Annotated in this window: 21 protein-coding genes and 1 tRNA gene; 12 read left to right on the top strand and 10 right to left on the bottom strand. The window is 55.6% G+C overall.

The genetic code is table 11. From position 1 onward, the window contains the following. Window positions 1–126: 126 nt before the first annotated feature. Window positions 127–468, bottom strand: a complete 342-nt coding sequence (eif1A, locus tag MBOO_RS00725; protein ID WP_011991152.1) for a translation initiation factor eIF-1A — start codon at window positions 466–468, stop codon at window positions 127–129. Between the two features lie 408 nt (window positions 469–876). Here eif1A and MBOO_RS13695 point away from each other — a divergent pair, with 408 nt between their 5' ends. Further along, the gene (locus MBOO_RS13695; RefSeq protein ID WP_157677546.1) at window positions 877–1,104 is read left to right on the top strand and encodes a hypothetical protein; all 228 of its coding nucleotides are present in this window, start codon (window positions 877–879) and stop codon (window positions 1,102–1,104) included. Beyond that, window positions 1,101–1,394 carry a hypothetical protein gene (locus MBOO_RS00715; protein ID WP_011991151.1) on the top strand — a complete coding sequence of 98 codons (294 nt, stop codon included), beginning with the start codon at window positions 1,101–1,103 and terminating at the stop codon, window positions 1,392–1,394. The genes MBOO_RS13695 and MBOO_RS00715 overlap by 4 nt, the downstream gene beginning before the upstream one ends. A gap of 406 nt (window positions 1,395–1,800) precedes the next feature. Here the strand turns inward: MBOO_RS00715 and MBOO_RS00710 are convergent, their stop codons facing one another. Then, window positions 1,801–2,712 (bottom strand): class I SAM-dependent methyltransferase, encoded by a 912-nt coding sequence (locus MBOO_RS00710; protein ID WP_011991150.1) that lies wholly within the window; start codon window positions 2,710–2,712, stop codon window positions 1,801–1,803. Window positions 2,713–2,760: 48 nt separating this feature from the next. On the opposite strand from MBOO_RS00710, the gene hmgA reads away from it, so the two are divergent. Next, window positions 2,761–4,041, top strand: a complete 1,281-nt coding sequence (hmgA, locus tag MBOO_RS00705; RefSeq protein WP_011991149.1) for a hydroxymethylglutaryl-CoA reductase (NADPH) — start codon at window positions 2,761–2,763, stop codon at window positions 4,039–4,041. Window positions 4,042–4,053: 12 nt separating this feature from the next. Here the strand turns inward: hmgA and rimI are convergent, their stop codons facing one another. Then, window positions 4,054–4,572: a ribosomal protein S18-alanine N-acetyltransferase gene (gene rimI, locus MBOO_RS00700; protein ID WP_011991148.1), complete on the bottom strand. Its 519-nt coding sequence runs from the start codon at window positions 4,570–4,572 to the stop codon at window positions 4,054–4,056. 135 nt (window positions 4,573–4,707) lie between these two features. Between rimI and MBOO_RS00695 the strand changes: the two genes are divergently transcribed. The 9 genes from MBOO_RS00695 to MBOO_RS00655 all read left to right on the top strand — a co-directional run bounded on the left by MBOO_RS00695 (window position 4,708) and on the right by MBOO_RS00655 (window position 14,433). Further along, complete coding sequence (locus MBOO_RS00695; RefSeq protein WP_048068178.1) at window positions 4,708–5,973, top strand: DUF1015 domain-containing protein; 1,266 nt, start codon at window positions 4,708–4,710, stop codon at window positions 5,971–5,973. A gap of 69 nt (window positions 5,974–6,042) precedes the next feature. Beyond that, the gene (gene hisG / locus MBOO_RS00690) at window positions 6,043–6,915 is read left to right on the top strand and encodes an ATP phosphoribosyltransferase (RefSeq protein WP_011991146.1); all 873 of its coding nucleotides are present in this window, start codon (window positions 6,043–6,045) and stop codon (window positions 6,913–6,915) included. Window positions 6,916–7,020: 105 nt separating this feature from the next. After that, window positions 7,021–7,605, top strand: a complete 585-nt coding sequence (locus tag MBOO_RS00685; protein ID WP_157677545.1) for a hypothetical protein — start codon at window positions 7,021–7,023, stop codon at window positions 7,603–7,605. Beyond that, entirely contained in the window at window positions 7,598–8,767 is a 1,170-nt protein-coding gene (locus MBOO_RS00680) for a hypothetical protein (protein ID WP_011991144.1), read from the top strand. The genes MBOO_RS00685 and MBOO_RS00680 overlap by 8 nt, the downstream gene beginning before the upstream one ends. After that, a complete protein-coding gene (locus MBOO_RS00675; protein WP_011991143.1) occupies window positions 8,761–9,261 on the top strand; it encodes a DUF7288 family protein in 501 nt (166 codons plus the stop codon). The genes MBOO_RS00680 and MBOO_RS00675 overlap by 7 nt, the downstream gene beginning before the upstream one ends. Then, the gene (locus MBOO_RS00670) at window positions 9,249–9,638 is read left to right on the top strand and encodes a hypothetical protein (RefSeq protein ID WP_011991142.1); all 390 of its coding nucleotides are present in this window, start codon (window positions 9,249–9,251) and stop codon (window positions 9,636–9,638) included. Before MBOO_RS00675 ends, MBOO_RS00670 begins: the two co-directional genes overlap by 13 nt. Then, on the top strand, window positions 9,616–10,071 hold the full coding sequence (locus MBOO_RS00665; RefSeq protein WP_011991141.1) for a DUF7266 family protein: 456 nt from the start codon (window positions 9,616–9,618) through the stop codon (window positions 10,069–10,071). Before MBOO_RS00670 ends, MBOO_RS00665 begins: the two co-directional genes overlap by 23 nt. Before the next feature lie 4 nt (window positions 10,072–10,075). Continuing rightward, on the top strand, window positions 10,076–10,930 hold the full coding sequence (locus MBOO_RS00660; RefSeq protein ID WP_011991140.1) for a DUF7289 family protein: 855 nt from the start codon (window positions 10,076–10,078) through the stop codon (window positions 10,928–10,930). 257 nt (window positions 10,931–11,187) lie between these two features. Continuing rightward, window positions 11,188–14,433, top strand: coding sequence for a VWA domain-containing protein (locus MBOO_RS00655; RefSeq protein ID WP_011991139.1), 3,246 nt, complete (start codon window positions 11,188–11,190; stop codon window positions 14,431–14,433). A 211-nt stretch (window positions 14,434–14,644) separates the two neighbouring features. Here MBOO_RS00655 and MBOO_RS00650 read toward each other — a convergent pair. The 7 genes from MBOO_RS00650 to MBOO_RS00620 form a co-directional block, all read right to left on the bottom strand. After that, a tRNA-Leu gene (locus tag MBOO_RS00650) sits at window positions 14,645–14,727 on the bottom strand. A gap of 242 nt (window positions 14,728–14,969) precedes the next feature. After that, window positions 14,970–18,893 carry a DNA-directed DNA polymerase II large subunit gene (locus MBOO_RS00645; protein WP_011991138.1) on the bottom strand — a complete coding sequence of 1,308 codons (3,924 nt, stop codon included), beginning with the start codon at window positions 18,891–18,893 and terminating at the stop codon, window positions 14,970–14,972. An 82-nt stretch (window positions 18,894–18,975) separates the two neighbouring features. Continuing rightward, window positions 18,976–19,512: a HEAT repeat domain-containing protein gene (locus MBOO_RS00640; protein ID WP_011991137.1), complete on the bottom strand. Its 537-nt coding sequence runs from the start codon at window positions 19,510–19,512 to the stop codon at window positions 18,976–18,978. A gap of 84 nt (window positions 19,513–19,596) precedes the next feature. Beyond that, window positions 19,597–20,715: a DUF1646 family protein gene (locus tag MBOO_RS00635; RefSeq protein ID WP_011991136.1), complete on the bottom strand. Its 1,119-nt coding sequence runs from the start codon at window positions 20,713–20,715 to the stop codon at window positions 19,597–19,599. Window positions 20,716–20,765: 50 nt separating this feature from the next. Further along, window positions 20,766–21,932, bottom strand: a complete 1,167-nt coding sequence (locus MBOO_RS00630) for an aconitase X (RefSeq protein ID WP_048068503.1) — start codon at window positions 21,930–21,932, stop codon at window positions 20,766–20,768. A 5-nt stretch (window positions 21,933–21,937) separates the two neighbouring features. Beyond that, window positions 21,938–23,179 (bottom strand): UbiD family decarboxylase, encoded by a 1,242-nt coding sequence (locus tag MBOO_RS00625; RefSeq protein WP_011991134.1) that lies wholly within the window; start codon window positions 23,177–23,179, stop codon window positions 21,938–21,940. Beyond that, window positions 23,172–23,726 carry a UbiX family flavin prenyltransferase gene (locus MBOO_RS00620; protein ID WP_011991133.1) on the bottom strand — a complete coding sequence of 185 codons (555 nt, stop codon included), beginning with the start codon at window positions 23,724–23,726 and terminating at the stop codon, window positions 23,172–23,174. The genes MBOO_RS00625 and MBOO_RS00620 overlap by 8 nt, the downstream gene beginning before the upstream one ends. Window positions 23,727–23,820: the final 94 nt, after the last annotated feature.

The following is a 23,820-nucleotide window of genomic DNA, read 5'->3' as shown; positions in this document are numbered from 1 at the left end:
CTGAACTTTAAGGAAGTGTAATCGTTTGCCCGAGGTCCTGACCCGCACCATCATGCACCGTCATGTATCCACCTGTCCGGCAAAGCTCCCGGACCCCAAGGAAACAGACAAAAAAGAAATAACAGGTTAAATGTACCGGTTCTTCCTCAGCCAATCGGTCTGAGGCTTGAGATACCGGTAAATAATATCGCACTTGTCATCCTGAAAACTCCAGGGCACGATAAGGATGGTGTCGCCTTCCCGGATCCACTGCCGTTTTTTCATTTTTCCCTTAATCCTGCCCATGCGGGAGACCCCGTCCATGCACTGGACACGGATATGGTTTGCCCCCTGCATTGTTTCAGCACGGGCAAACTGTTCGTTGTTCCATTTTTTGGGCAGGCGAACGCGGCAGACCGGAGTACCATCCGGGTTTAATGCATTCGGATCTGCTGCACCTGTATCATCTTTCCTGTGAAAACCAACCATTCAACCAACTACGTTCTACACGTGATGGCTGACATGTTGAAGGTATGTATTGAACGCCGATACCGGAAGGATTCCGGGCTGCTTGTGGTGAGGGAAGCCCCGGCACGGGCAGCCTGCCATATGTCCCCCGACCGGGATCCGCCGCCGGACCCTGACAGATATCTCTATGAGCTCACAGACCAATTACCCCTCATCACAGCAGAGCGATGAATGCATAACGGATCAGCTGTCACCAGCTGGTGGCGCCCCGCGACCGATCATGAAAGGGCGGCATCATTCCGTATATCCTACTTTTCTGTCATGATCGAAACGATCCAGGTGCGGCCCCTGTAATAACCGGCACAGGCCGGGCCGGTTTCCATAATTGAGTGGAGACCGGCGGGGAAATTAAAAAAAACGAGGAAGAAAATGTCACAGCTTGGCATGAAGCCAATTATTATCTTAAAACAGGAAATACCAGGGAACCGGGGCAGGGATACCCTGAGCAGCAGCATTACCCCCACAAAAACCGTGGGAACAGCGGTCCGTTCTACCCCTGGGCCAAAGGGCATGGGCTGCATGCCAAAGGGAATGAGGGACGATTTAAGCATGCAGCATACAGGAAATGGAGACCGGGCCGGCTGGGGATCCATATGAGCGTACTGGTAAAATTCAGGCATGTCGGGGTGTTTCACACCGGCGACTCCTTATCAATAGATCTCAGCAAAATTTCTGAATTTAAAATTACCCGGCAGCGCAATTCGTGCGAACTCCTTGCCATCACCCCGGAAAATCACCAGCCGGACAAACCGTATTCGATTGCAACGCGGGACCGGGAGTACCAGTTACAGGAAATAATGACCGATCTCAGGCAGTTAAAAAAGGAAAAGCGGGATATCACCTACGAGATAACCGATACCGGCGTACAGCGTACAATACGTGCATAATTTTTTTCAGGTGCATTTTTTTCGGGTATTTTCCCGGTACCGGCCCATTTTATTGCATAATGCAATTTTTTTTAGTAACACGGGCCAGCCCCCGGGCGTCCGGGATGCCAGACTTCCATAAAAAAACCGGATATCTTCCCTATGCAGCCCGGAAAAACCAGACAATAAAAATGCATGCGGCCACAATAACGCCCCAGAACCACCAGGTCTTCCATACCGGGTGAGACTCGGTAAAATCATACGAACCCCGGTCCTCCCTGTTTCTTCCCCTGAACCATTCTAAAAGAGCGCTGGTCATGCTGCGTCCCGCCAAGTCGTACTCCTCATTGGGCCATCAGGAGATAGAGATATGTATTGTAGGCAGGTGGTTAAAAACGAGAATAGTTCACGGAAGAGATGCCAGCCATTACCGTGCCGCGATATCGTACACCGCGTGCCATTTCTCCGCAGAATACGACCGCACTACCCGTTCGGTCACCTCAGCGCCGCCCAGCTCGCGGATCCGGTCGAGGTGCTCTTTTTCGCACGAGACAAGGGAATAGAAATGGATCGTGCCCCCGGGCCGGATGAGCCGGAACGCTTCCGGTAAAAATTCCGTGCCGGCAAGCGGGAGGTTCATGATGATCCGATCGAATTTCCACGGCAGGATCGCATCCAGCCGCCGGGCATCGAAGAGAAGGGGGAGGACGTTGGTGGCCCGGCTGTTCCGTATATTTTCCATGAGGAGCGCGACCGCCCGGGGATTGAGATCCGCCGCCACCACGAGCGCGGCATGGGGGGCAAGCGTGATTGCAAACGGGCCGACCCCGGCAAACATATCGAGCACGAGCTCGTTCCTCCCCATCTTTTCTGCAATGCGCTGGCGCTCGGTCGAGAGCCGGGCGGAGAAGTAGGCCCCGGCAAGATCAACGGCGAAACAATGCCCGTGCTCCACCACCTCGGTCCGGGTCGTATCATTCCCGGCGAGCACCGCGTACGTGCGGGTCCGGAACTCACCGGTAACCTCACTGGTGGGAAAGAGAACGGTATGAAGAGATGGCCGGGCAGAAAGGATCCGGGCGGCACCGGCAGGATCGTTCTCCTGCAATATCGCGATCCCGCCTACGAGCTCGTGCCGGGGAAGCTCTTCCCGCCCCGGCTGCTCCTCGAACGTAAACCTTCCTGTGTCTTCCCGCTCTGCGTTCACCGGGAAAATTAGATCGCCGCCATCGCGGAGCACCTTAAGCGTACAGTCGAGCGCCCCTTCGCGGAGGAGGGCCTGCCGTGTCCCCTCACCGGATTTTACCGGAACCCGCACACCCCACTGCTCAGCCGTCATCGCGCGCCACCACTGCACTTGATAATAGGTTAGGTGCAACAGGTATTCATGGCTGGTGATGAGGGTCACCGCGATCCGGCCCGGGCAGGGGACGGCCCGGATCACGGAAAGGAAGCGGAGATAAAGAATAAGCTGAGGGACGGCTCGGTCCGGCTCTACGAACTCGAAAAGCAGCTCCCCCCGGTTGATGCTGTCAGGGTGCGCCGGGAGTTCATTGAGGAGGAGACCGGAACCACACTCGAAAACATCGGGATCTTCTCGATCGATGTGGACCGGGCATCCACCCGGAACTGTGAGAACATGATCGGCACCGTGCAGGTACCTGTCGGCGTTGCCGGGCCTCTGGCCATTAACGGCGAGTACGCGAAAGGTCTGTTCTGGCTGCCCCTTGCGACCACCGAGGGAGCACTCATCGCCTCGGTGAACCGCGGGGCAGGAGCGATCACAAAAGCCGGCGGCGCCGAGGTGCGCATCCTGCACGATGGCATGACCCGGGCGCCGGTCTTTGCGGCAAAGAGTGTCGGGCACGCAAAGGAGATCGCAGACTGGGCAGAAGCCCACTTCGATGATCTCGCCGCGATTGCCGCGACGACCACCAACCACGGGAAAATGACCGGCCTTGTCACCTTTGTCACGGGCACGAGCGTATTTATCCGGCTCGAATTTGACACCAAGGACGCGATGGGCATGAACATGGTCACCATCGCAGGCGCAAAAATTGCCGATGAAATAGCGCAGGCCACAGGCGCCCGGCTGATTGCACTCTCGGGGAACATGTGCTCCGACAAGAAGCCGGCCGCAATCAACGGGATCATGGGCCGGGGACGCAGCGTTGTCGCGGGAGTTGCCCTTTCCCATGAGCAGATAGCAAAGATCCTCAAGACCGATGCGGCCACGATGGTCGAGGTAAATTACCGCAAAAACCTCGTCGGCTCGGCACGGGCGGGCGCAATGGGATTCAATGCCCACGCAGCCAATGTTGTTGCCGCGATGTTTATTGCCTGCGGGCAGGACGCGGCCCATGCCATTGACGGCAGCACCTGCATGACCACGATCGATGCCACGGAATCCGGGGTGTACGTTGCAGTCACGCTCCCCTCGCTCCCGGTCGGTACTGTCGGTGGCGGGACGAGTGTGGATACACAGCAGGAGTGCCTGAAGATCTTAGGAGTGGCCGGCGGCGGATCGCCCGCGGGAGCCAATGCAAGGAAACTGGCGGAGATCATCGCAGCCGGTGTTCTTGCCGGGGAACTCTCCCTGATTGGGGCTTTGGCTGCCCAGCACCTCGCCCGTGCCCACCAGGAACTGGGCCGGGGCGTAAAGCGCTAAAAAACTTTTTTTTTAAAACCGGAACCACTTCATCATTACAAAGGCGTCTTCGCCGTTTGCGTAATAGCCGCCCACGTAGAAGACATGCTGGTACCCGAGCCGGCGGTAGAACCGCTGGGCCGGGGCATTGGACTCCCGGACCTCCAGTTGTGCCCCGGTGGCACGTTCCAGCGCAAACTGGTTCTCGAGCCGGAGCACAAGCTGCCGGCCGATCCCCCGGCTCCGGAAAGGAGCGGCAACTGCAAAATTACAGATGTGGCCGTAGATATTTTCCCCGGTATCCTCTAATGCCCCGACAATGAATCCGGCTACTGTCCCTTCCACTTCAGCAACAAGATAGGTCGTGGGATAATAGGAAAGGGCCTCGGTAAAGATCTCTGCATCCCACGGGTCGGCAAACGCATCTTTTTCGATGGCAACAATTGTCGGGACATCGGCCGGGGTGGCCGGCCGGATAAGCGGGGTCGTGGGGGAAAACGCGCCGGGAAGGGATCGGATCATGGGCACCGGGTCCTGTTCGTGTGATATCATCAGTTACCCCGCGCTCCGATAAGCATTGCGCACGCGGTAAGGCACATACACGGGGACAGTGTCCCCGGTTATATATGGGACTGCACCCAAATGTACCAGAAAAGGCGCCTATTTTTGCAGGCGCCGGTTGGTACCATGGTCAGCGTCTATCGTTTTGCCGGGGTGCGTCCCGCACCGGGCGAGGCACAGTCTATTGCAGCCGTCCCGTACGATGTCGTAACCGCAGACGAGGCGCGGGCGATCATTGCACAAAACCCGAAGAGCTTTCTTACCGTGAGCCGGTCCGATGCAGAGCTTCCCGGCCTTTCACCTCACGATGATCAGGTGTACGAACGGGCTCGGGAGAATTTCTCTGCCCTTCTTTCAAACGGCCGACTGGTAAAGGACAGACAGCCCGCAATGTACGTGTATCGGATCCGGCAGGACAACGACACCTTCGTGGGCATCTTCTGCGCCCTGGATACCGAGGACTACCGCGCCAACCGGATCCGGCGCCACGAGCTGACCCGGTACGACAAGGAAGAGGACCGGACCCGGCATATCGAGGCCGTCCAGGCTCATGACGGCCCGGTGGTGCTCCTGTACCGCGATCCCGGAACGCTTTTTTCGTTCATCGAATCGCTGGTTGCCACAAGAAAAAATCCGGATGCAGAGGCCCACACTCCGCAGGGTGGCATCCACCAGATCTATGCGGTCACCGATCCGGAGGCACTCGATGAGATCGAACGCCGGTTCCGGGACATCCCCTCCCTGTACATTGCTGACGGCCACCACCGTGCCAAGGCTGCAGTCAACCTTGCCGACCGGCTGCGGGCGGCAGGAAAGCCGGCTGATGGCGAGGTCGGGCGGTTCATGGGCGTGCTCTTCTCGTACGAGCGGGTGAAGATCCACGGGTACAGCCGGCTCCTGACCGATCTCGGTTCCTATACCACGGAGACGTTCCTTGCGGGCCTTGGGAAACTGTACAAGGTCGCCCCGTACGGCACCGTGGACGGGAGCGGGTTCAACATCCCGCCGCATATCACCCACCCGGAAAAATTCCACGTCATGCACCTGTACCTTGACGGGAAATGGTACGAGTGCGCCCGGCCCATTGATCCAAACGCCGGCCCGCTCGATATTCTCGATGTAGCGGTGCTCCAGAAGCTCGTACTTGAAGGAATGCTCGGCATCACCGATCCCCGGGGCGATGCCCGGCTCCAGTACCTCGGCGGTGCCCGGCCAGTAGCCGATCTCGAAAAACTTGTGGATGCCGGTACCTACCGGCTCGCGCTTGCCATGCAGCCGGTCCGGGTTGCAACCGTGCTCTCCATAGCCGATGCCAGCGGTGTCATGCCCCCCAAGTCCACATGGTTTGAACCAAAACTCCTTTCGGGTCTTGTTATCCACTCGTTTGCGTGAAAATACGCGCATGTGGGCAGGGGCAGACCTGAAACATTTATTGTTTTTGCAGGCTCAAGGGTGTAGGTAATGATCACCCTCGCACTTCCCAAGGGCAGCCTTGAAGAGCAGACTCTCCAGCTCTTCAAGGAGGCCGACCTTGAAGTCAGGCGCACTGACCGCGACTACAACCCGGCAATTGCCGACCACCGGATAGGTAAGATAAAGATCCTGCGCCCGCAGGAGATCCCAACCTACGTGGACAAGGGTTATTTCGACCTGGGCATCTCCGGCCTTGACTGGGTCCGGGAAACCGGCGCTGATGTCGTGGAGGTCGCCGCCCTCACGTACAGCAAGACCGGCGAAGGGAACGTGAAGATCGTGATCGCCGTCCACCGCGACGAGCCCATAGAGAATGCCGCACAGATTCGGCCCGGCAGCCGGGTGACCACCGAGTACCCGGAGCTCACAAAACAGTACTTCGAGGAAAAGAAGATCCCGGTCCAGCTCTTCCACTCGTACGGGGCATCAGAGGCAAAGGTGCCTGACCTTATGGATGTGGTCGTGGACCTGACCGAGACAGGCACAACACTCCGGAAAAACGGGCTCAAGATCATCGGGCAGATCATGGAGTCGCACACGGTGATCATAGCCAACCGGGCAGCGTGGGCGGATCCCGAAAAAAGGCGCGAGATCGAAGAGATCAAAACCCTGCTCTTTGGCGTGCTCGATGCCCGGCACCGGGTGCTCCTCTCCATGAACGTGCCGACCGCAGCGCTCGAGAAGATTGTTACCGCACTCCCGGCCATGAAAAAACCGACCATCAGCCGGCTCCATGGCATCGACTACTATAGCGTCCAGACGGTCGTGCAGAAAAATGCGGTCAATGGCCTGATCCCGAAGCTCAAGGCCTGCGGGGCTGAAGACATCCTGGAGATCCCGATTGCAAAGATCGTGCCGTAACAGGAGAGAGGATCCTCCCCGTATTTCCGCAATTAAGGCATTCTCTATTCAGAAGGGACGAATAAAAACAATATTTATATCCGTTCAACCGACTATAGCCCTTTAGTGAAAATGATGCGTATTCCCTTCCTTTCCGGCACCGCTGCCGGACTGCTTGTTCTGCTCCTCTTCTGTGCTGCATGTACTTCGGGGCAGTCCAACCAGACCCCGGCAACAGAAAACGCTACCGTGGCAACGGGGGGCTTTTCAGCGGTGGCAATTGCCAACGGCAGCCAGGTAGAACGGTTCACCCTTGAAGAGGCAGAGTCCGCTGCGCTCCAGGCAAACCAGTCGTTTTTTTATCTTCGGGGAGAACACGTTGACAGTTCAGGGAAAGCGGAACGCTGGATCTTCGGGGTGCATGAAGGGAATACTTCATCGATGCAGGTCTATGATAAAAACGGAGTTTCCACCGTAGCTATGCCGCCCGGTTTGCCGATCCAGGGAGACGTACCTGTCGGGGGTCTGTCCCTGACAGATGCTCTTAAAATCGCTGATTCCTCATCGGGAGCCGGAGCCGTGGATTTAACCGACGGGATGGCGACATTACAGCTGATGAACGGGGAATATACGATCACCGGACCCTCATCATCCAGCCTAGGAATTACCATCAATGCGACAACAGGAGAGTTGAGTTCCACCCATGGCTGATGATGCCGGAAACCTTTCCATCGATTTCCTGGCCGGTTTCACTATCTTTATGATCACGTTCATCTACGTGGCAACCCTGATCCCGGGCCTTTTTATCGGACTCCAGAGCAGTTCCATTGATTACGATGCAGTTGCGTACCGGACCGGTGTCGTCCTTACCGAAGACCCCGGCATGCCCTACAATCCCTCATGGGAATCTCCGAGCGTTGCCGACAGCCAGATCCTAAGGTTCGGGCTTGCACTTTCAAAAGACACTCCGAATATTCTTTCGTATGAAAAAATAAACCGGTTTTTCTGTACCACAGAATTTGTTTATCCACAGGATTACCAGTCCCGGGCAGTCTTCGGGGACTATCCATACCTGTTCAATATCTCGCTTCAGATGGCAGGATCGAATGTGACGCAGTCTGTGGGAGATGTCCTTCCCGAAGATTATGGCTACAGCCGCCGGGTGATCAAGGTAAAAGAACATAGTAACGCCACACTCGATTTCTCGAACTGTAATTTATTATCATGTCCATCTCCTCTGGCACAATACGCGCTAACCGGGAGTCAGGCGGGAAATGCTACCATCCAGGCATTCTCGCTGTATTTCAATTACGCAGATCTCCTCGATAATGGTCCTGCAAACAACAACCCGGCATACCAGATCAACCCGCTCTCCCCATCAGGTACAGGCCAGATCACGGGAGGTGAAGGGGTGCTTGTCAACCTCACGGGTTTGGGAAGTCTTCCGCAGGATAATAATACAAGGGTGAATCTGTCGAGCATCTCTGTGTATAGATCGGTCTCTTTAGCTCCACTGGGTACCGGCCAGTCACCATTTGAAGGCCCGGTCCTGAATGCAACAAATCCCAGCCAGTTCGAACTGTTCATTGATGGCACACCTGTTACCACATTGCCCCAGCCGGTAACTAACAATGCCACTCTCTTTATCCCGCCGGGCCTGCTCAGCTTCCTGGGACAGGGCGATTCAAGCACCCTGCTGAATGTCACAATGCAATTTTCTTTGACGAACGTCACAACAGGAAATCCCCAGCCGGACCGGTACCTCAACACAACGCAGGTCGCACCCTACGGTGCATTCCAGTACAATTACACAAATCCCAACATCACCCAGCCCTACCTGCAGAATGGGGTCATGGAGGTGGCAGTATGGTAAATGATCGGGGTCAGCTCTACACGATCGAAGGGATCGCTGCCGGTATGATTATGCTCTTTACGACCTATCTTGTCCTGGGGGCAACATCTGTGTACACCCCGGGGGACAGCCATATCAGCGATATGCAGCTCGAACAGACCGGGACTGATGCCCTGCAGATGATGAACACCCCGGCAAACGGGACCTCGGAAAGCCAGCTCCAGCAGATAGTGGAGAATAACGAGGGGAACACGTTTAACACGGTGTTTTTGGATTATGTAAATAACAAGACAGGATCGAAGGCGGACAACCTCCATTATACTGCGTCAGTCACCTATTATGATATCCTCAATAAAACCACCGTAACCCTCCCTCCCTTTGCGTTCAACAGGAACCTGAGCGGAGTCGAACACCCGGTCCGGGTGACCGAATTGGTGATTGCCAATAAGCAGTTCCCGGGGGGGAGCGGTACACCCCGGGCGGTGCTTGTGGAGGTGCTTTTATGGCGGGACTAAAGGATGATGCGCAGTGGATCGTAATGATGGGATTTGTTGTGAGCTTCAGCCTGTTCTTCCTTGCCATGGTACTCAACCAGTCCACCGTGGTCGGACAGACAACTGCCGAGAGCGTGCTCGACTTCCCGAAAAATGATATCCGTGACGTAAGGAGCGTCATCATTGATGCAGCAATTCTGAACTCAACCGGCAACATATCTGCGAGCCAGACTGCGGTGATCCTGAACGATACCAGGGTAATAGAACTAAGCAGGAAGGAGGCGGTGATCTCCTATCAGATTACACCGCCCAATCCTCCTGCTGATTCGCACACTTATGTAAACATCCACTACAACAACGGAGTGACTGCATACAATGAAACCTGGGTGTCATCGTAACAACCAGACAGAGGCCGGCGTAAGTGCCCTCATCGAGTACGTTATGATCACCACGATTGTGGTGATCCTTTTTGTCGTGGTGCTTCTTTCGGTGAATGCCAATTTCATGCAGGGACCGGAGGAAACCCTGCAGTACAATGCATTTACGGATATCGGCAACGGGGTATCTACCCGTATAGTCGATTTGTATGCTATTGCACCCGATACCGGGAACATCACCAGTTCGTTTAACCTGCCAGACGATGTGGGAGGACAAAACTATTTCGTGGAGATCTATACAGGATCCACACCTGCGGATCAATTTGTTCTTGTTTCACAGGGCACGATCTCCAGCAACATCAGTCTTGCCGGAATCAGCTCCACACGGAATGTGAGCGGGAACACAACGGGCAATGGAATAAACCAGATAAGTTATGATTCAGAGGGGTTCTAGAACGATGCAGCAGAAAAGGAAACGAACGCACGACTCGAATCGTGCAGTATCTGAAGCGATCGGGTTTATCATTGTTTTTGGCATTATCATTGCCGGGATCGGGATGGTGACGATGTACGGGTACCCGATGCTCGTCCAGCAGCAGGTCAGTTCGGACGAACAGATCATGGAAAAGAATATGATCGTCCTGCAAAACGATCTCAAGAGCATTGCGTACAAAACGGTACCATACACGGAAACCTCACTGAAGGTGGGGAGCGGTGCGCTGACGGTATACAACATGACCTATGATAATGCCACGGAATCGAACTTCTCAGTTTACAGCGATGATACGGATATTAACACCTGTATCAAAAATTCTTTGGGGAATTGTGCTGTAGCGGGGGCACCGTTACTATTCCCCTCCGGGGATCTCCGATATGAATCGACCAGTGCCCAGTCCGGCATTTCACTGGAGAATGGTGCAGTGATCAAAAGAATGGTTGCCGAAAGCGGGTCGGCCATGCTTGCACCCCCCCGGTGGTACTATGACAGCCAGACCAATACGGCGGTGATCTATCTTATCGGGTTTACCACCCCTACCACAGATATTGCATCGCAGGCGGGTGTCGGTACTGTGAGAATGGTCCTGGGGCTGACCAATTACACCTCGTATAATCTCCCGGCCGGAAATATGCTCTATGTAAAGTATCTGCCAAACAACAATGCGGATTATTCCGCAGCGTGGGAAAATTACTTTACCGGTACTCTGAATCTGGCGTCTACGGCAACACCCTTTGAGTACAAATGGCCCCTGGATTCAACCCGGCCAACTAACGTTGTGATTTACCAGTACCAGGTCTCTGTAGAATCCGTGTAACGAACCGGTAACTTCAGGGAAAAACCTCTCAATTTTCCGGACAGCAGCCGGGTAATCCACTTTTGGAAGATTCAAAAGCTCGGGAGCGCAAAAAAAGAGCGCCAGCGGGATATAAAACCAGTACATATTCACAAGTCGGTTTTGCGGAAAACGGCCTGTTTTCGCTTTAGTTTCCTTATGCAGCCCCGATTTTGGGGGAGATACAAATAATAATTTTTATATAATGATCACGTCAATACCTATTACACGTGAGGGGCATGCAGATTTATCGTTTCATGATCCTGATTATCGGACTGTTCCTGCTTGCAGGGGCGGGCAGTGCCGCAGCGATACCGGATCAAAATTCAACAATTACCAGCAGTACCAGTTGGGTGGTGGTGAATCACCAGGCAACCATCACCATTACGGCACTCAATACAACATCATCCATTCCGGTCCCGGGCGCCTCCGTAACGGCGACGCTTAACTCGACAACTCTGGGATCGCTGACGGTAAGCAGCGGGACAACGGATACCACCGGCCAGGTAAACTTTCCTTTTTTGGCAGGAACAAAAACCGGAGCAGTCAATATCACGGCCACGATAACCTACAATGATAATGGAAACCTCGTTTCGGTGACCAAAGTCTATACCCAGAATATCGATCACGATGTTGCACAGAATGCAGTGTTCGATTTCCAGAATGAAGTGACCGTGGGAACAGAAACACCCTTCAACATCAGCTTTACCGACCAGTACGGTAACCCGATTGATAACAGGAATCCCTATAATCCCCCCATCATATCATTGTGGATATCGGCATCCTCGGACAACATGGCGGCTTTCAATATCAGCGGAAGCCATGTCCAGTATACATCGCAGGAGCTTGATGCCAACGGGAATATTTCTGTCAGCGTTGTGACTGACACTGCCCCGGGAGAAAACGAGATCCTGCTCTCTCACTTCGGCAATGTCGGTATCCCATGGGGGTTACCGCAGTTTATCTATGGCATAAATAACGGTGTACCCTATTCGATAGATGAATCTGTTTTACCGTCCTCTCTGACCCAGCCGGCAGATAATGGAGTGGACCACGTTTTTACCATCAACAATACGGTATACGATAAGTACGGTAACCCTACGGAAAATCAAGGGATCCTGGTGCAATCGAACTGGGCAGGAGATCCTTCCGCAACTATGCTGTCAAACCCCTATGGTCAGATCATGTATACGTATGGTCCTCACAGCGCATCCGGCTACGTTGTCTTAACAGCTACCTCAGTAGCGAATTCATCGGTCAGTATCTCCAAGACCGTCCAATTCTATAACACCGCACCGGTAAACATGCTCTTCTCGGCAACACCTCAGGTCATGCCAAGTCTTGATGCAAAATCCGGGCAGACTGCACAGCTTGTCGCAAAAGTGGTAGATACCATGGGTAACCCGGTGGCTAACCAGACGGTTACATTCAGTCTGGGAACGCCCACATACACCTACGCGAACAGTTCGCTTGCCGGACCACAGCTCCTCAATACGACAGCGGTCACCAATATAAACGGAACGGCCACAGTCCTTTTTGTTCCCGGAAGATTTGATACGAACAAGGAGAACGTCAGTTATGATGCAACAGATTCCGGATACGTTACGGCAACGGCAACCTGGAGTTCGATCAGCCAACCGCTCCAGCTGAGCTGGAAGAACTATCCCTACCTGAGCGAACTGACCACAATATCATCCCAGAATGTTAACGTCAACGGAAAATTCTATGTTACGGTCAGCCTCACCGCTGACGGATGGAACCTGACCGGAACACCGGCAGATGTCGTGATAGTATCTGATCTCGCGGCAGGTATCGGAGGAGCGACCAGGCTGACCCACACAAAAGCTGCAGAGGTCGGCTTTATTAAAAATGCCACTGACAACACCTATGTCGCCCTTGCTTCCTTTGGAAGCGCTCCCAATGCAGGATCTACACCCTATGACTCCTCAGATACCCAGAACCTCTGGAACCTCCAGCTCTCCAAATCCAATACTACGTATACATACAGACCCTTCAACCCCTATGGCAATGTCTGGGATTACAATCTGGTCAATCCCGCTAACTGGAACAGTATCTCAAGTTCGACTGCATATTGTTTTAATTCAAGTTCGCAGAAAAATCCGTCCAGTCAAAGCTTGGGTCTGAGGGCCTGTGTGAATGCCACAAGCCCCTATGGGTACACCTACCTCAACCCCTGGTCTGATTCAAAAATAGATGCTGATCTGATGAACGCCGGACCCACCTATAAGACCACCAACCAGAACGCTCTTGTCAATACAGTCAATGCATATACAGCGTACGGAGGGACGGATTATGCAGCAGGAATTAATGCTGCCCTCCAGGAGCTCCAGAGCAAAGGCAATCCCTCCCATAACCAGACCATCATTATTATGGGAGATGGTGTCAACATGATGGCCCCGATCGCACCGGGATCCTTTGAATCATACTGGCCATCGGACTGGAACCCCCGGAACGGGACCGGTATCTCTGAAGGCCCCAACCTTTGGTATTTGGACGAAAGCGACGTTGGAAAAGCAGCAGCATTGAATGCATCAACGACGGCAAAAAACCTGGGTATCACCATCTATGGGATCCAGTTCCCGACACCAGACAATTACGGCCATAACATCAACGATACTGCATTCTTCCAGCAAATGGTGTCATCACCGACAAGCACATGGTACTATGCGCCGGATCCGACAACGATGACCGGGATATTCCAGCAGATTGAGGGGCAAATTCAGAATACCGCAGGAGTAAATACAACGATGGCATTTAACCTGCAGAGTGTTGCCGTCAATTACAACAACGTTTCCACTACTTATCCGGGAAATGAGGTATTCTCATACGTATATGATGCAAATGATACTCCTTCGTCAACCCAAGTCATCGATCAAAATGGAATTACCACGGTGATCAACCAGACGGATCAGTGGAACAATAACCAGACCCTGATATTCAATATAGGCAAGATGACCGTAGGGCAAACCTGGAGTACGACATTTGAGTTGCAACTGCTGAAACCGGGTACAGTAAATGTTCCAGGAAACCTTTCAACAATATGTTTTAATACCGGAGAATGCATGTCGCCAAATCAGGGGACTATTAACGGAGTATATAACTATTCCAATACCGGTTTTTCCATGCCAACGATCAGCATCACTGATCTCCAGGCATTCGAAGAGAGTCAGTCTACAAATATTGTACCCTTACAATGGAATATCAGTTACCCGGGCAGCCAGTATGCCACGGAAACCCTGTATTATAACTCCCAGGCCGATCCGACATGGAGATATATCTACCAGCAGCCGGTCAATCCGGGGAACTGGACACAAGCCTATGACTGGAACGTAGGAGGTCTCCCGGCGGGAACCTATTCCGTTGAATTGATCGCATATGCCCATGATGCAAACAGCGGCAAAGAGATCATCCCAACCGGAATTCAACTCGGGCTCTCCCCGAAAGCGTTTATCAGACTCCAGTAATTTTTTTTGCGATAAACAGCTGTCACCTTTAAAGGGGGACCCGGTATTACTGGTTTAGGATTTTTTTATCGGAAAATCGGTTGCAACCGGGAAAAATACAATATCCCCGTTCAAATATGAGCCTTAGCCGGAACGTTGCGGGCAGCGGCTCCGCCACAGCCACTCAATACCTGTTGGTGGGTATAGTTTGATGCAAGAAAAACAATCTTGATGCGAGAAGCAGGAGTCGAACCTGCGAACCCCTTCGGGAACGGATCTTGAGTCCGCCTCTGTTGGCCACTTAGATATTCTCGCGCACTAAGTGTATTGGCCTGAAGGATAGTAAAAGGCTTTGACGGGAAAGTATCTTCACGCCAGAGCAGGGCCCCCTCTCCCGACACATGCCCCAGTACTTCTGTACCGCATCAGACATCCTTGGAAAAAGCGCATTCGTGCGACCGGAGATCCACAGAAAATCCGTACTAGTGGACAAATTGCAAATCTGTTTTTCGATTTGTCATTGGTTATACGAATACTCAGGTTGCAAAAAAACAGGATCACATGAAATCCGCTAAGCCCAGCTGCTCCTGTTTCTCCTCGCCAAAGGTCGACTCGATGGCAAGGTCGAGCACCTCGACCCGCTGCCGGCAGTATTCCGACACCTTGTATTTTTTGACCATTGCACGGGAGACTTCAAGGTATTTCTTGACCGATCCCTCGTGCACAGTCGGGATAATGTTGCCGTTGCAGATCCCCTTGCCCTTAAACTTCGTGCACTTGCCGGCAAGCGGCATCCGCCGGTAGCTCGTGTTGCACTTGGTGCACCGGAACTTCTGCTTGGAGAACGCGGAGAGGTTGCCCATCAGGTCGCGGATAAAATGCGTGTTAAGTACGCGCTCGGCCACATCATCGGCATCCACCGCTCGGATCTTTTCGGCAAGGTCGAGCTCGGCCTCGAGTTTCTCAGCCATGGTCTTGAGCTGGGTGTAGGTGGATTCCAGGGGCCCGGCCGAGATGTCCGAGGTATCGTGGGTGAAGAAGAACCCTTCGAGCTGCCGCGGCGTCCCAAGCCTCCGCTCCACCCGGTCAATGAGCGGCTCGACATCTTTTGCTTTGGCATACACAAGGCCCGCCTCATACAATTCCTTCGGGTAACTTTTCCCAACGTCCACGTTCAGGGACTCCTTGTCGATCTCCGCCGGGTCGATACGGCTCGTGAGCACAAGCGGCGCATCCATCGTGCCGCCCCGGTTCTGGGGCAGGAACGAGCGGGAGAAATTTAACAGGCCGTCCATGAGGAGCATGATGCAGTCCTCATCGCCATCGCACTGGCCGGTGAAGACGCCGTTTGCAACAAGTGTATGGTCCTCGGCCACGGTCAGGCAGTACACCCGGTCCTCAAGGGAGGCAACCGTCTCGGCCGTAACGATCCGGTCCGCAATTACCACCCCGCCTTCAAGAATGGGCACCGCATCGCCTGCCTTGATCTCCAGCGCTTTTATCTTCCGCAGGTACCCGGTATCCCAGACCACCATCGCGTGATCCGGGGTGACCGTCAGTTCGCGGTTCCGGGCCGTGACAAACCGGATCATGCTCGCCGGCGAACGGTGGATGGAAACCGAGGTAATCCGGCGCAGATGCATGCCGCCATTTGTGTCCACGGTCCGCGTGTAGTACGGGCGCACCGGATCGGAGTAGTACGTGCCCAGCCGGTCAAGGCCGGGCCGGCTGACATCGAAGTTCTCCATCACAAATTTCCGGATAGGGAAGGTTGCCCACGATCTCCCATCGAAAATTTCGATCTTTGTCTCGCCGTAGAAGCAGTTCCGGCGCTTGGCCGCATGGAAAAACGGGTGGGCGTACCCGACATTTGCCCGGGTAAAACCAACGATTCGGGCAAGCACCCCGGCGCTCGTATGGGGGGCAAGGCCGATCACCAGGTGGCCGACCAGATCATCCCGGGTTTTTACATTATAAAAGGTCGGGAGACCATAGAGCCGGGTGAGTTCGTCATCGATGAACTGCGTGACCTTGATCATGTAGTCGGCGCACGAATCGGAGAGGAGGATATCCTGCGCGTGCAGCTCGATCACCTGCTTCCCGTTCTGGAGATCGTAGCCGTTGATGTCTTGGACATACCCGAGCTCACGCATCTTTTCAACCGGGACCCGGACCTCGTCCGGCCGGATGTGGGTGAGCGGGAGGTCGATCATGTCAAAGCGCGTTGTGCCATCCTTGAAGACGTAGATGTCCTGCTGGGCGCGGAGAATGCCTTTCTCCATGGCCTCGACCGTCTTCTCCCGAGAGATAACGCCTTTGACTCCCTTGACAAGCGCGATGCTCTCTTTTTTGATCCCGAGGCGCTCCATGGCCTGCGCATACTCCGCTTTCACGTTTAAGGTGATCCGCTGGCTGCAGGTGGCCGGGACATCGCAGTTGGGGCAGCGCTCCCCGGGCACCTCGTGGCCGCATTTGGGGCAGGTATTGATCGGCGTGGTGTGCGTCCCGCACTTCTGGCACCGGTTCAGGTACGTAATCTCACCGCATCCGGGGCAGCGCCGGCGCCCCACTTCGATCTCGATGATGCCCCCTTCTTTCTCGAAATCGATCTCCGTGGCATGAGCATCCGACTCCTCGGTATGGATCGACGCTTCCTGGAACGACCGCCGGGCACCCCCGGACTCCCCGAGCGGGAAGAGCCCGTGAGGCGGCGGGCTCATCTTGCGCGGCTTGGACTTGCCGGGCCTGCCCATCCTTCCCCCGATCCGGAGCCCCGAGCGGGAGCGGAGCAAGAGACCGCTCAGGTGCATGACAAGAGCAAGAGGCTGGGCATCGGCCGGTGCCGTCTTCCACGTTTCGCATTTCTTTAAATTCCCGTCAAGGCCCAGGCCGGCGATAAATGCCCGGAATGTTTTGATCCGGATCATTCCGCCGTTTACCTTATGGGGGATGAGCAGGAGCTCAAGCGCCTCTTTTGCCGTGGAATCGAGTGGAAAAACGAGTGTTTCCTCTTCGATCGCACCGGTGCCGGAAACCGCATCGGCAAGGAGCCGGATCTGGTCAACGGAGATGTCATCCCAGAACCACGTATAGGCCGGGTACAGGTATGCCCCCTTCTTTGCCTGGACAAGTGCCTCGGATTCATCCTGCGGCGGCTTTGTGCCCGGGGGCACTTCGAGCAGCCACCATTCCTCGCAGTAACCGGCGGGCACAAGCGGGTGGTTGTTCTCCAAAAATTCCCCGTACGCGATCAGGATCTCCCCGACATCGAGAATCCGCTCTACCTTTGAAGCAACTGCAAGGGCGGTCTTCTCGTCATCCACCCGGATGACCTCGCCCCCGGTAAGGCGCACGGTCGGACCCTCGATGGTGTCGACCGGGACAACCCCGCATGCCTTGCCCGGCCGTTCCAGTTTCATCTGGGTGCCGACCGCGAGAAATCCCCCGAGGATGTGGAGCGTTGCCGGGTTAAACCCCGCCGTTGCAAAGCCGGTGTTCCGCGAACGCCCGTACCGGAGCCGGAAGCCACCTTTCCTCATCGGGTACGAAAATACCGGGCGGCCGCCAATAAGATCCCGGAGGTACTTGTCCAGCGGCTTGACACCGGGGGCATGGCTTTCATCATCGGCGCTCGGTTTTCCCGCGCCGGCGATGAGCTTGTCCAGCCAGTCCCAGCCGGCCATGTTCATCTTCTCGACTTTGCTCTTGAGCTTGCGGGCTTTTCCCGCAATCCCTTCTGCAAGCACAAGCGCCATGCCGCCCCGCACCGCGTTTGTCTCCACGCGTTCGAGGTTACGGTGTCCCGAGACCTCCTCTTTTTCCGTTGCCTCGCCGTCAATGCAGACCGGGCAGTTCTCCACGATCAGCCGGATCTCCGCTTCGCTGGGGAGATACTGGAGGCTCATGATGGTGTTGTACTGCCGGATCTCCTCGATGTACCGCTCGACTTCGACCGGGCGGGGGCGGTAACGCCCGATCCCCAGTTTGGCCCGCACATAGTCCCCGACAAGCACCGAGAGCGCCTGTGCCGTCCCGCCGGCGCTCCGGATCGGGCCGGCATAATAGATCATCAGGTACTGGCTGCCATCGTCGTTCTTGCCAAGCCCTACTTTTGCGATACCTTCGGTTGGCGCCGAGACCACGCCTTCGGTGAGGAGAGCCATCGCGGTGCGGATAGAATGGTCAAGAATTTCGTTATTGTTCTTCTCCCCGAACATTTTTGCGACAAAGTCATCGCCGATCTTGAGTGCCGCCTCCTCACGGGACATCTGCGACTCAAGTTCCCGGATCCTGGCCGCCACTCCCTTGATCCCGACCAGTACTTCGACCCTGTCGGCAAGATCGCTTGCGATCGGGATCTCGACCTCCATGCTTGGGTCAAGGCCCCGCGCCCGCGCCTCTTTTGCAAGTGCGATGGCACGGTTAAGGCCGTCCATCAGGCCGTTCCCGTACTGCTCCATCTCGGGGGAGATCTTCAGCATCGTGGTATAATCCGGTGGCCGGGAATTTATACTGTAGGATCCGGTACCCGGCCGCCGGGAAAAGAGAGGGATAACCGGGGGATCAGTCCGGTTTTTCCTTGTGGATCTGATCAATTACAGAAGGCAGGCCGGTCTCGCCCATCTGCCAGAGAGTGAGCGTGGCGCAGGAGCGTATGATCTCGTCCGCATCCGAGAGGCGCCGCGTGAGCGGGGCTACCGCAGGCTTCCCGATCCGGCACAGCGCCTTGGAGAGAAAACCCCGCAGTTCCTTATCATCGCTTCCCATGGCGTCAATGAGTGGTTCCACCGCCGGTTCTCCGAGCTCGCCGAGCGCGGATGCAGCGTAACGCCGGAACTCAAAACCGGTATTGCCCTTCATGGCTGCAATAACCGGGGCGATCGCAGGCACGCCGATCCGGGCAAGCGCGACTGCCCGGTACCAGCGGCTATCGTCGCTGTCTGCGTCGGCAAGGGATTGGATCAGGGGCCCTATGGCAGCCTCCCCGGCCTCTGCCAGTACAAGGATCGCATGGTGGCGGTTGTCGATGGAAGGATCATCGAGCTGGCCAATCTGGAAGGCGATATTGTCGCTGCCATCCGCAGGTGTATCAGGAGTCATGGGATCACCGGTATATCAAAAGAATTTGTATGCCGCAGTTCATTTGTGTTGCGACTTCGATCTCTTCACGCCCGGGACCGGCCGTCAGGCAAGGCCGGCAAACGCCGGGACAAAGAGGATACAGAAGAACACCGCCATAAGGCCAAGGCCAAGCGGGATCCCCCGTCGCGCCCATTCCCGGCTTGTGATCCCGGTCTTTCCTGCAGCAATGATATTGGGGATGTTTCCCGGGATCAGCATACCGCCCGAGATGAGGAGTGCGAGGAGTGCGCTTGTGATCTGGGAGAGCGAAAGCGCCGGGCTGATCTCGGCAGCCGCTAGCGTTGCATTATCGAGCACCGCAGAGACCATGTTGATCCAGTAAAGCCCCCAGGAAGGAATGAGGACCACATAGTTGAGGATCAGGGGCTTAAATCCGTCTCCAAGGAAGACCAGCGCCATGATAAAGAGATAGACCTTGCCGGCACGGATGACAACGTTGCGTATCTCTTCGCGTTCAACCACGCATTTCAGGTTTGTCTCATCGGTCTGCCGTTTCTTGAGGGCAAGAAGCCCAAGAATCCCCAAAAAGATAACCGCAGGGACGATATAGATCGCCAGCTTGTCTGCCAGGAACAGGAAATCCGCGTGATAAGGATCCCCGGAGAGCTTGGAAATGACAATGGTTGTGAGTGGCTCTCCAAGCGGAGTGAGACCGGCGCCGATTCCGATGGCAAAGCAGGCAATGACCGTGATCTCGATTCTGGCTTCTTTTACCAGGGGAAGGGCATTGACAATCTCGACCAGGATAATTGCCGCAATGATGGCTGAAATGATACTGGATACCAGCCCAAGGATGATGATCAGCAGCGGCACGATCAGCTTCAGGGAGAAGGATTCAACCATCCTGTTAATCCCCCGCTCCACATGATGGTGGAAAAAATAGATGAGAAGACCGACCACAAGGACGATCTGGACAATCCCGATCGGGATCCCGCCTATCGAGGCGATATCCAGGGGACTGGTCAGGGCCTCGGTGACAATTGAGAGGCTCCAGCCGGTCTCTTCCCCGGGGAGCAGGGCAAAACCGGAGAGCGTAAGCGCAAGAACCCCGCAGCAGAAGAGGAAGATCTCAAGGTTCTCCTCGATCTTTTTGACCGTGAAGGGGAGGATAAGCACTGCGCAGAAGATCGCAAACAGGCCAAGGGTCACCACTCCATCCATGGATATTCACCTTAAAGACTGGCGAGAGGAATCCCCGATCGGGTATGAGGTCACCATTCCGTTGCAACCCGGATACAGTCTGCAATCGTCCCGATCCGGGCCTGCCCCCCGCACATGTTGGGCACGTAGGCAAGGGCTTTTCCGGAGTTTACCATGATCGAACGGTACTGTTCCATGGCCGGCGAGACCACCATGCAGGTGTCGGCAAAGACCCGGGCCCCACTCTTCTCGATCGAATCAACCACCCTCGCGTTTTGCTCGATCACACCTTGTGCCGCAAAGACATAGAGGGGTTTTGTCACCACTTTGCCGGTGAGAAGCCGGGCGATCTCGGCAAGTTCCGCCGGGGAGCAGTGGGGGCAGCCGACTGCAACCGCATCCACCGGGATCTCCGAGAACACGGAGGCGATCTCGGCCTGTTCAACAGGAACGGTATCAAGACCGGAAAGATCGTACCCGATCTTCTGCGCCTCGGGGGTTACTCCCTCAACATGGTAGAGCGCGACGGCGCCGGTTGCCGCCATTGCAGCACCGATAGCCTTGAGCTGGTCGGGTTCAGGCCGGATCCCGCGGAAGTACGGGATCCGGTTACCCGCGAGTTTACCTGCATGAAACCCGAGGGCGCCGTACTCGGCAATCCCCCAGCCGGCAGTATCGGCATGGACATCGATCACCATCTGCGGCACGCGGTTTTTGTCCAGATGCAGGCCATAGCAGGGAGTCTTTCCCACGAGCGCTGCAGCAAGGGCACTCGGGCCTCCCTCCCGGTTGGTCCGGGCCCCGAGCACAGAGTTTGCATAGCTGACAGCAGATGACTCCGACCAGGCCAGGTGATCGCCGTACCGGGTCTCGTACAGGTAGTAAGGAGTACAGGTGCAGTCAAGCCGGATACCGAGGCGCTCGTACGCGGCGACAACAGCCTGCTGCTTTTCTGCAAAGTCCGGGTCGATCCCCATCTCTTCCCACCGCCCCCGGGGCATTCCGATCGGGTTGAGTACAGCCGGGACTACCGCCTTTGCATCAAGGCTTGAGAGCCATTCCAGGCCATACTTCCCGATCGTCTTGTAAGATGCCCCGCTCACCTGTGCACTTTTGATGGGGACGAGCCGTTCGGCCCCGAATACCTTCCCGAGTGCAACAAGCAGCTCGAGCATTTTCTGCCGGGTCTCCCCCTGCTCGCCGGCAAGGATCTGCTCGTCCTCCTGGTCAAGGTGCATACCGGCTACCATGTTGCACGCCGGAACTCGTCTTCGTGGCCCATCACCATGGTCGCGTCTACACCGATCTTCACGTTGGTGCCATCCTCTTTCTGGCAGGGATCGAGCGATGACCCCCGGACGCCCGTGACCACCATCACGTCCCGGTCGCCGCTCACTCTAGTTGCAATCGCGTACTCGACCTCGCTCGGATCGCTCGGGTCAATATCCTCATCCACGACGACTACGTGTTTGAGCGAAGTATGGGCGGCAAAGGCTGCCATGATTGCGTTCTTGCCATCGCCCTGCGTGCTCTTTTTTACCTGGATCACTGCATGGAGGTACCCGCAGCCACCCTTGGTGAGTACGACATTTCTGACCTCGGTTACACCGGCAACGGCCCGGTAGATCTTAGGCTCGTAGGGGCATCCCATCAGGATCTTGTGCTCGTCGCCCCCGGGCAGGATGCTGTGGTAGATGAAGTCCGGTTTTACATGCATCCCGGTGAACTCGATCACCGGCTGGCGCCGGACCGGGTCGTAGGTGCCCGTGATATCGACAAACGGGCCCTCATCGGTGACATCTGGACCGATGAACCCTTCGAGTACTATCTCCGCGTCGGCAGGAACGAGCACGCCATTGCTGCATTCCTTTACATGGATCGTCCCGCCCATGAGTTCTGCCGCATACGCCAGTTCCTTCCCGGCCGGGACCCGGGTACAGCTGGCAAACGTCACGGCCGGATGCACCCCGACCACCACCGCGATCGGCAGGCGCTCGCCGCAGGCAAGGGCCTTTTTGTGCATTACATGAGTATGCCGGCCTTCCACGAGCCGGGCAGCAACTCTGGTGTCGTCGAGCACAAGCATACGGTGGATGGACGCATTCTCTACGCCATCCCATTTCGAGAAGACAATGCCGGCGGTAAAGTACCGGCCGGCGTCTTTGGGGAAAAAGTGCATGACCGGGATGAGGGAAAGATCCGGTTTTTTCATCGACAGTTTCCCGTCATGGACGATCTTCCCGTCGAACGCTGCATCCGCGAGCTTTTTTACCATCTCCTTTTCGTCCATGCCAAGGGCAAGCGCAAGTGCCTGCCGGTCCGCGGTCACATTCATCACTGCCCGCGCCCCGCCCACGTTATGGAAAAAGAGCAGCTTATCCGTCCCGGCCGCATGCTGTGCCGCTTTCATATCATCGGGGGAAGACGGCTCGGTTATATCGATAACAAGCCCTTTTCTACGCATCCGTTCGATAAACTCACGCATCGTAACCACTCCAGCGTTCCGAGAGCGTATGGGCAACCCCGAGGTGATCGAGCACCCGGGCCACCACCATGTCCACGAGATCGTCGATCTTTTGCGGGTGATGGTAAAACCCGGGGCTTGCCGGCATAATCGTTGCGCCGGCATCATGGGCGGTAAGCATATTCTGCAAATGGATCCGCGAGAGCGGCATCTCCCGGGTGACAAGGATGCACTTCCGGCGCTCCTTGAGGCAGACATCGGCAGTCCGGGTGATCAGGTTATCCGCATAGCCGGTGGCAATCGCCGAGAGCGTCTTTGCGCTGCAGGGGATGATCACCATCCCGTTGTGCGGGTGGGACCCGCTCGCAATATCGGCGCTGATGGCATCGGCATCGTGATAGATCGCATCAAACCCTGTCAGGTCTATTCTCTCATGGCGGGAGATCTCCCGGGCAACATCAGAGATGATCAGGTGCACCTGTGCGTTTTGGCACAGCACTTCGAGCAGGCGCCGGGCATAGCAGATCCCGCTTGCGCCGGTCACACCGACCACGTATTCCTTTTTCATACCAACCCTCGCGCTCTCCTGTGGTACCAATGTCGGGGCCGCAAGGTAAAAAGGGTTTATGCAAAATTTGTCCGCAAAAAAGAGAGAACAGCAA

It is taken from the genome of Methanoregula boonei 6A8 (assembly GCF_000017625.1).
Taxonomy (GTDB): Archaea; Halobacteriota; Methanomicrobia; order Methanomicrobiales; family Methanospirillaceae; genus Methanoregula; species Methanoregula boonei.
The sequence above is the reverse complement of the archived record's forward strand: the minus strand, read 5'-3'. Positions and strand labels throughout refer to the sequence as shown.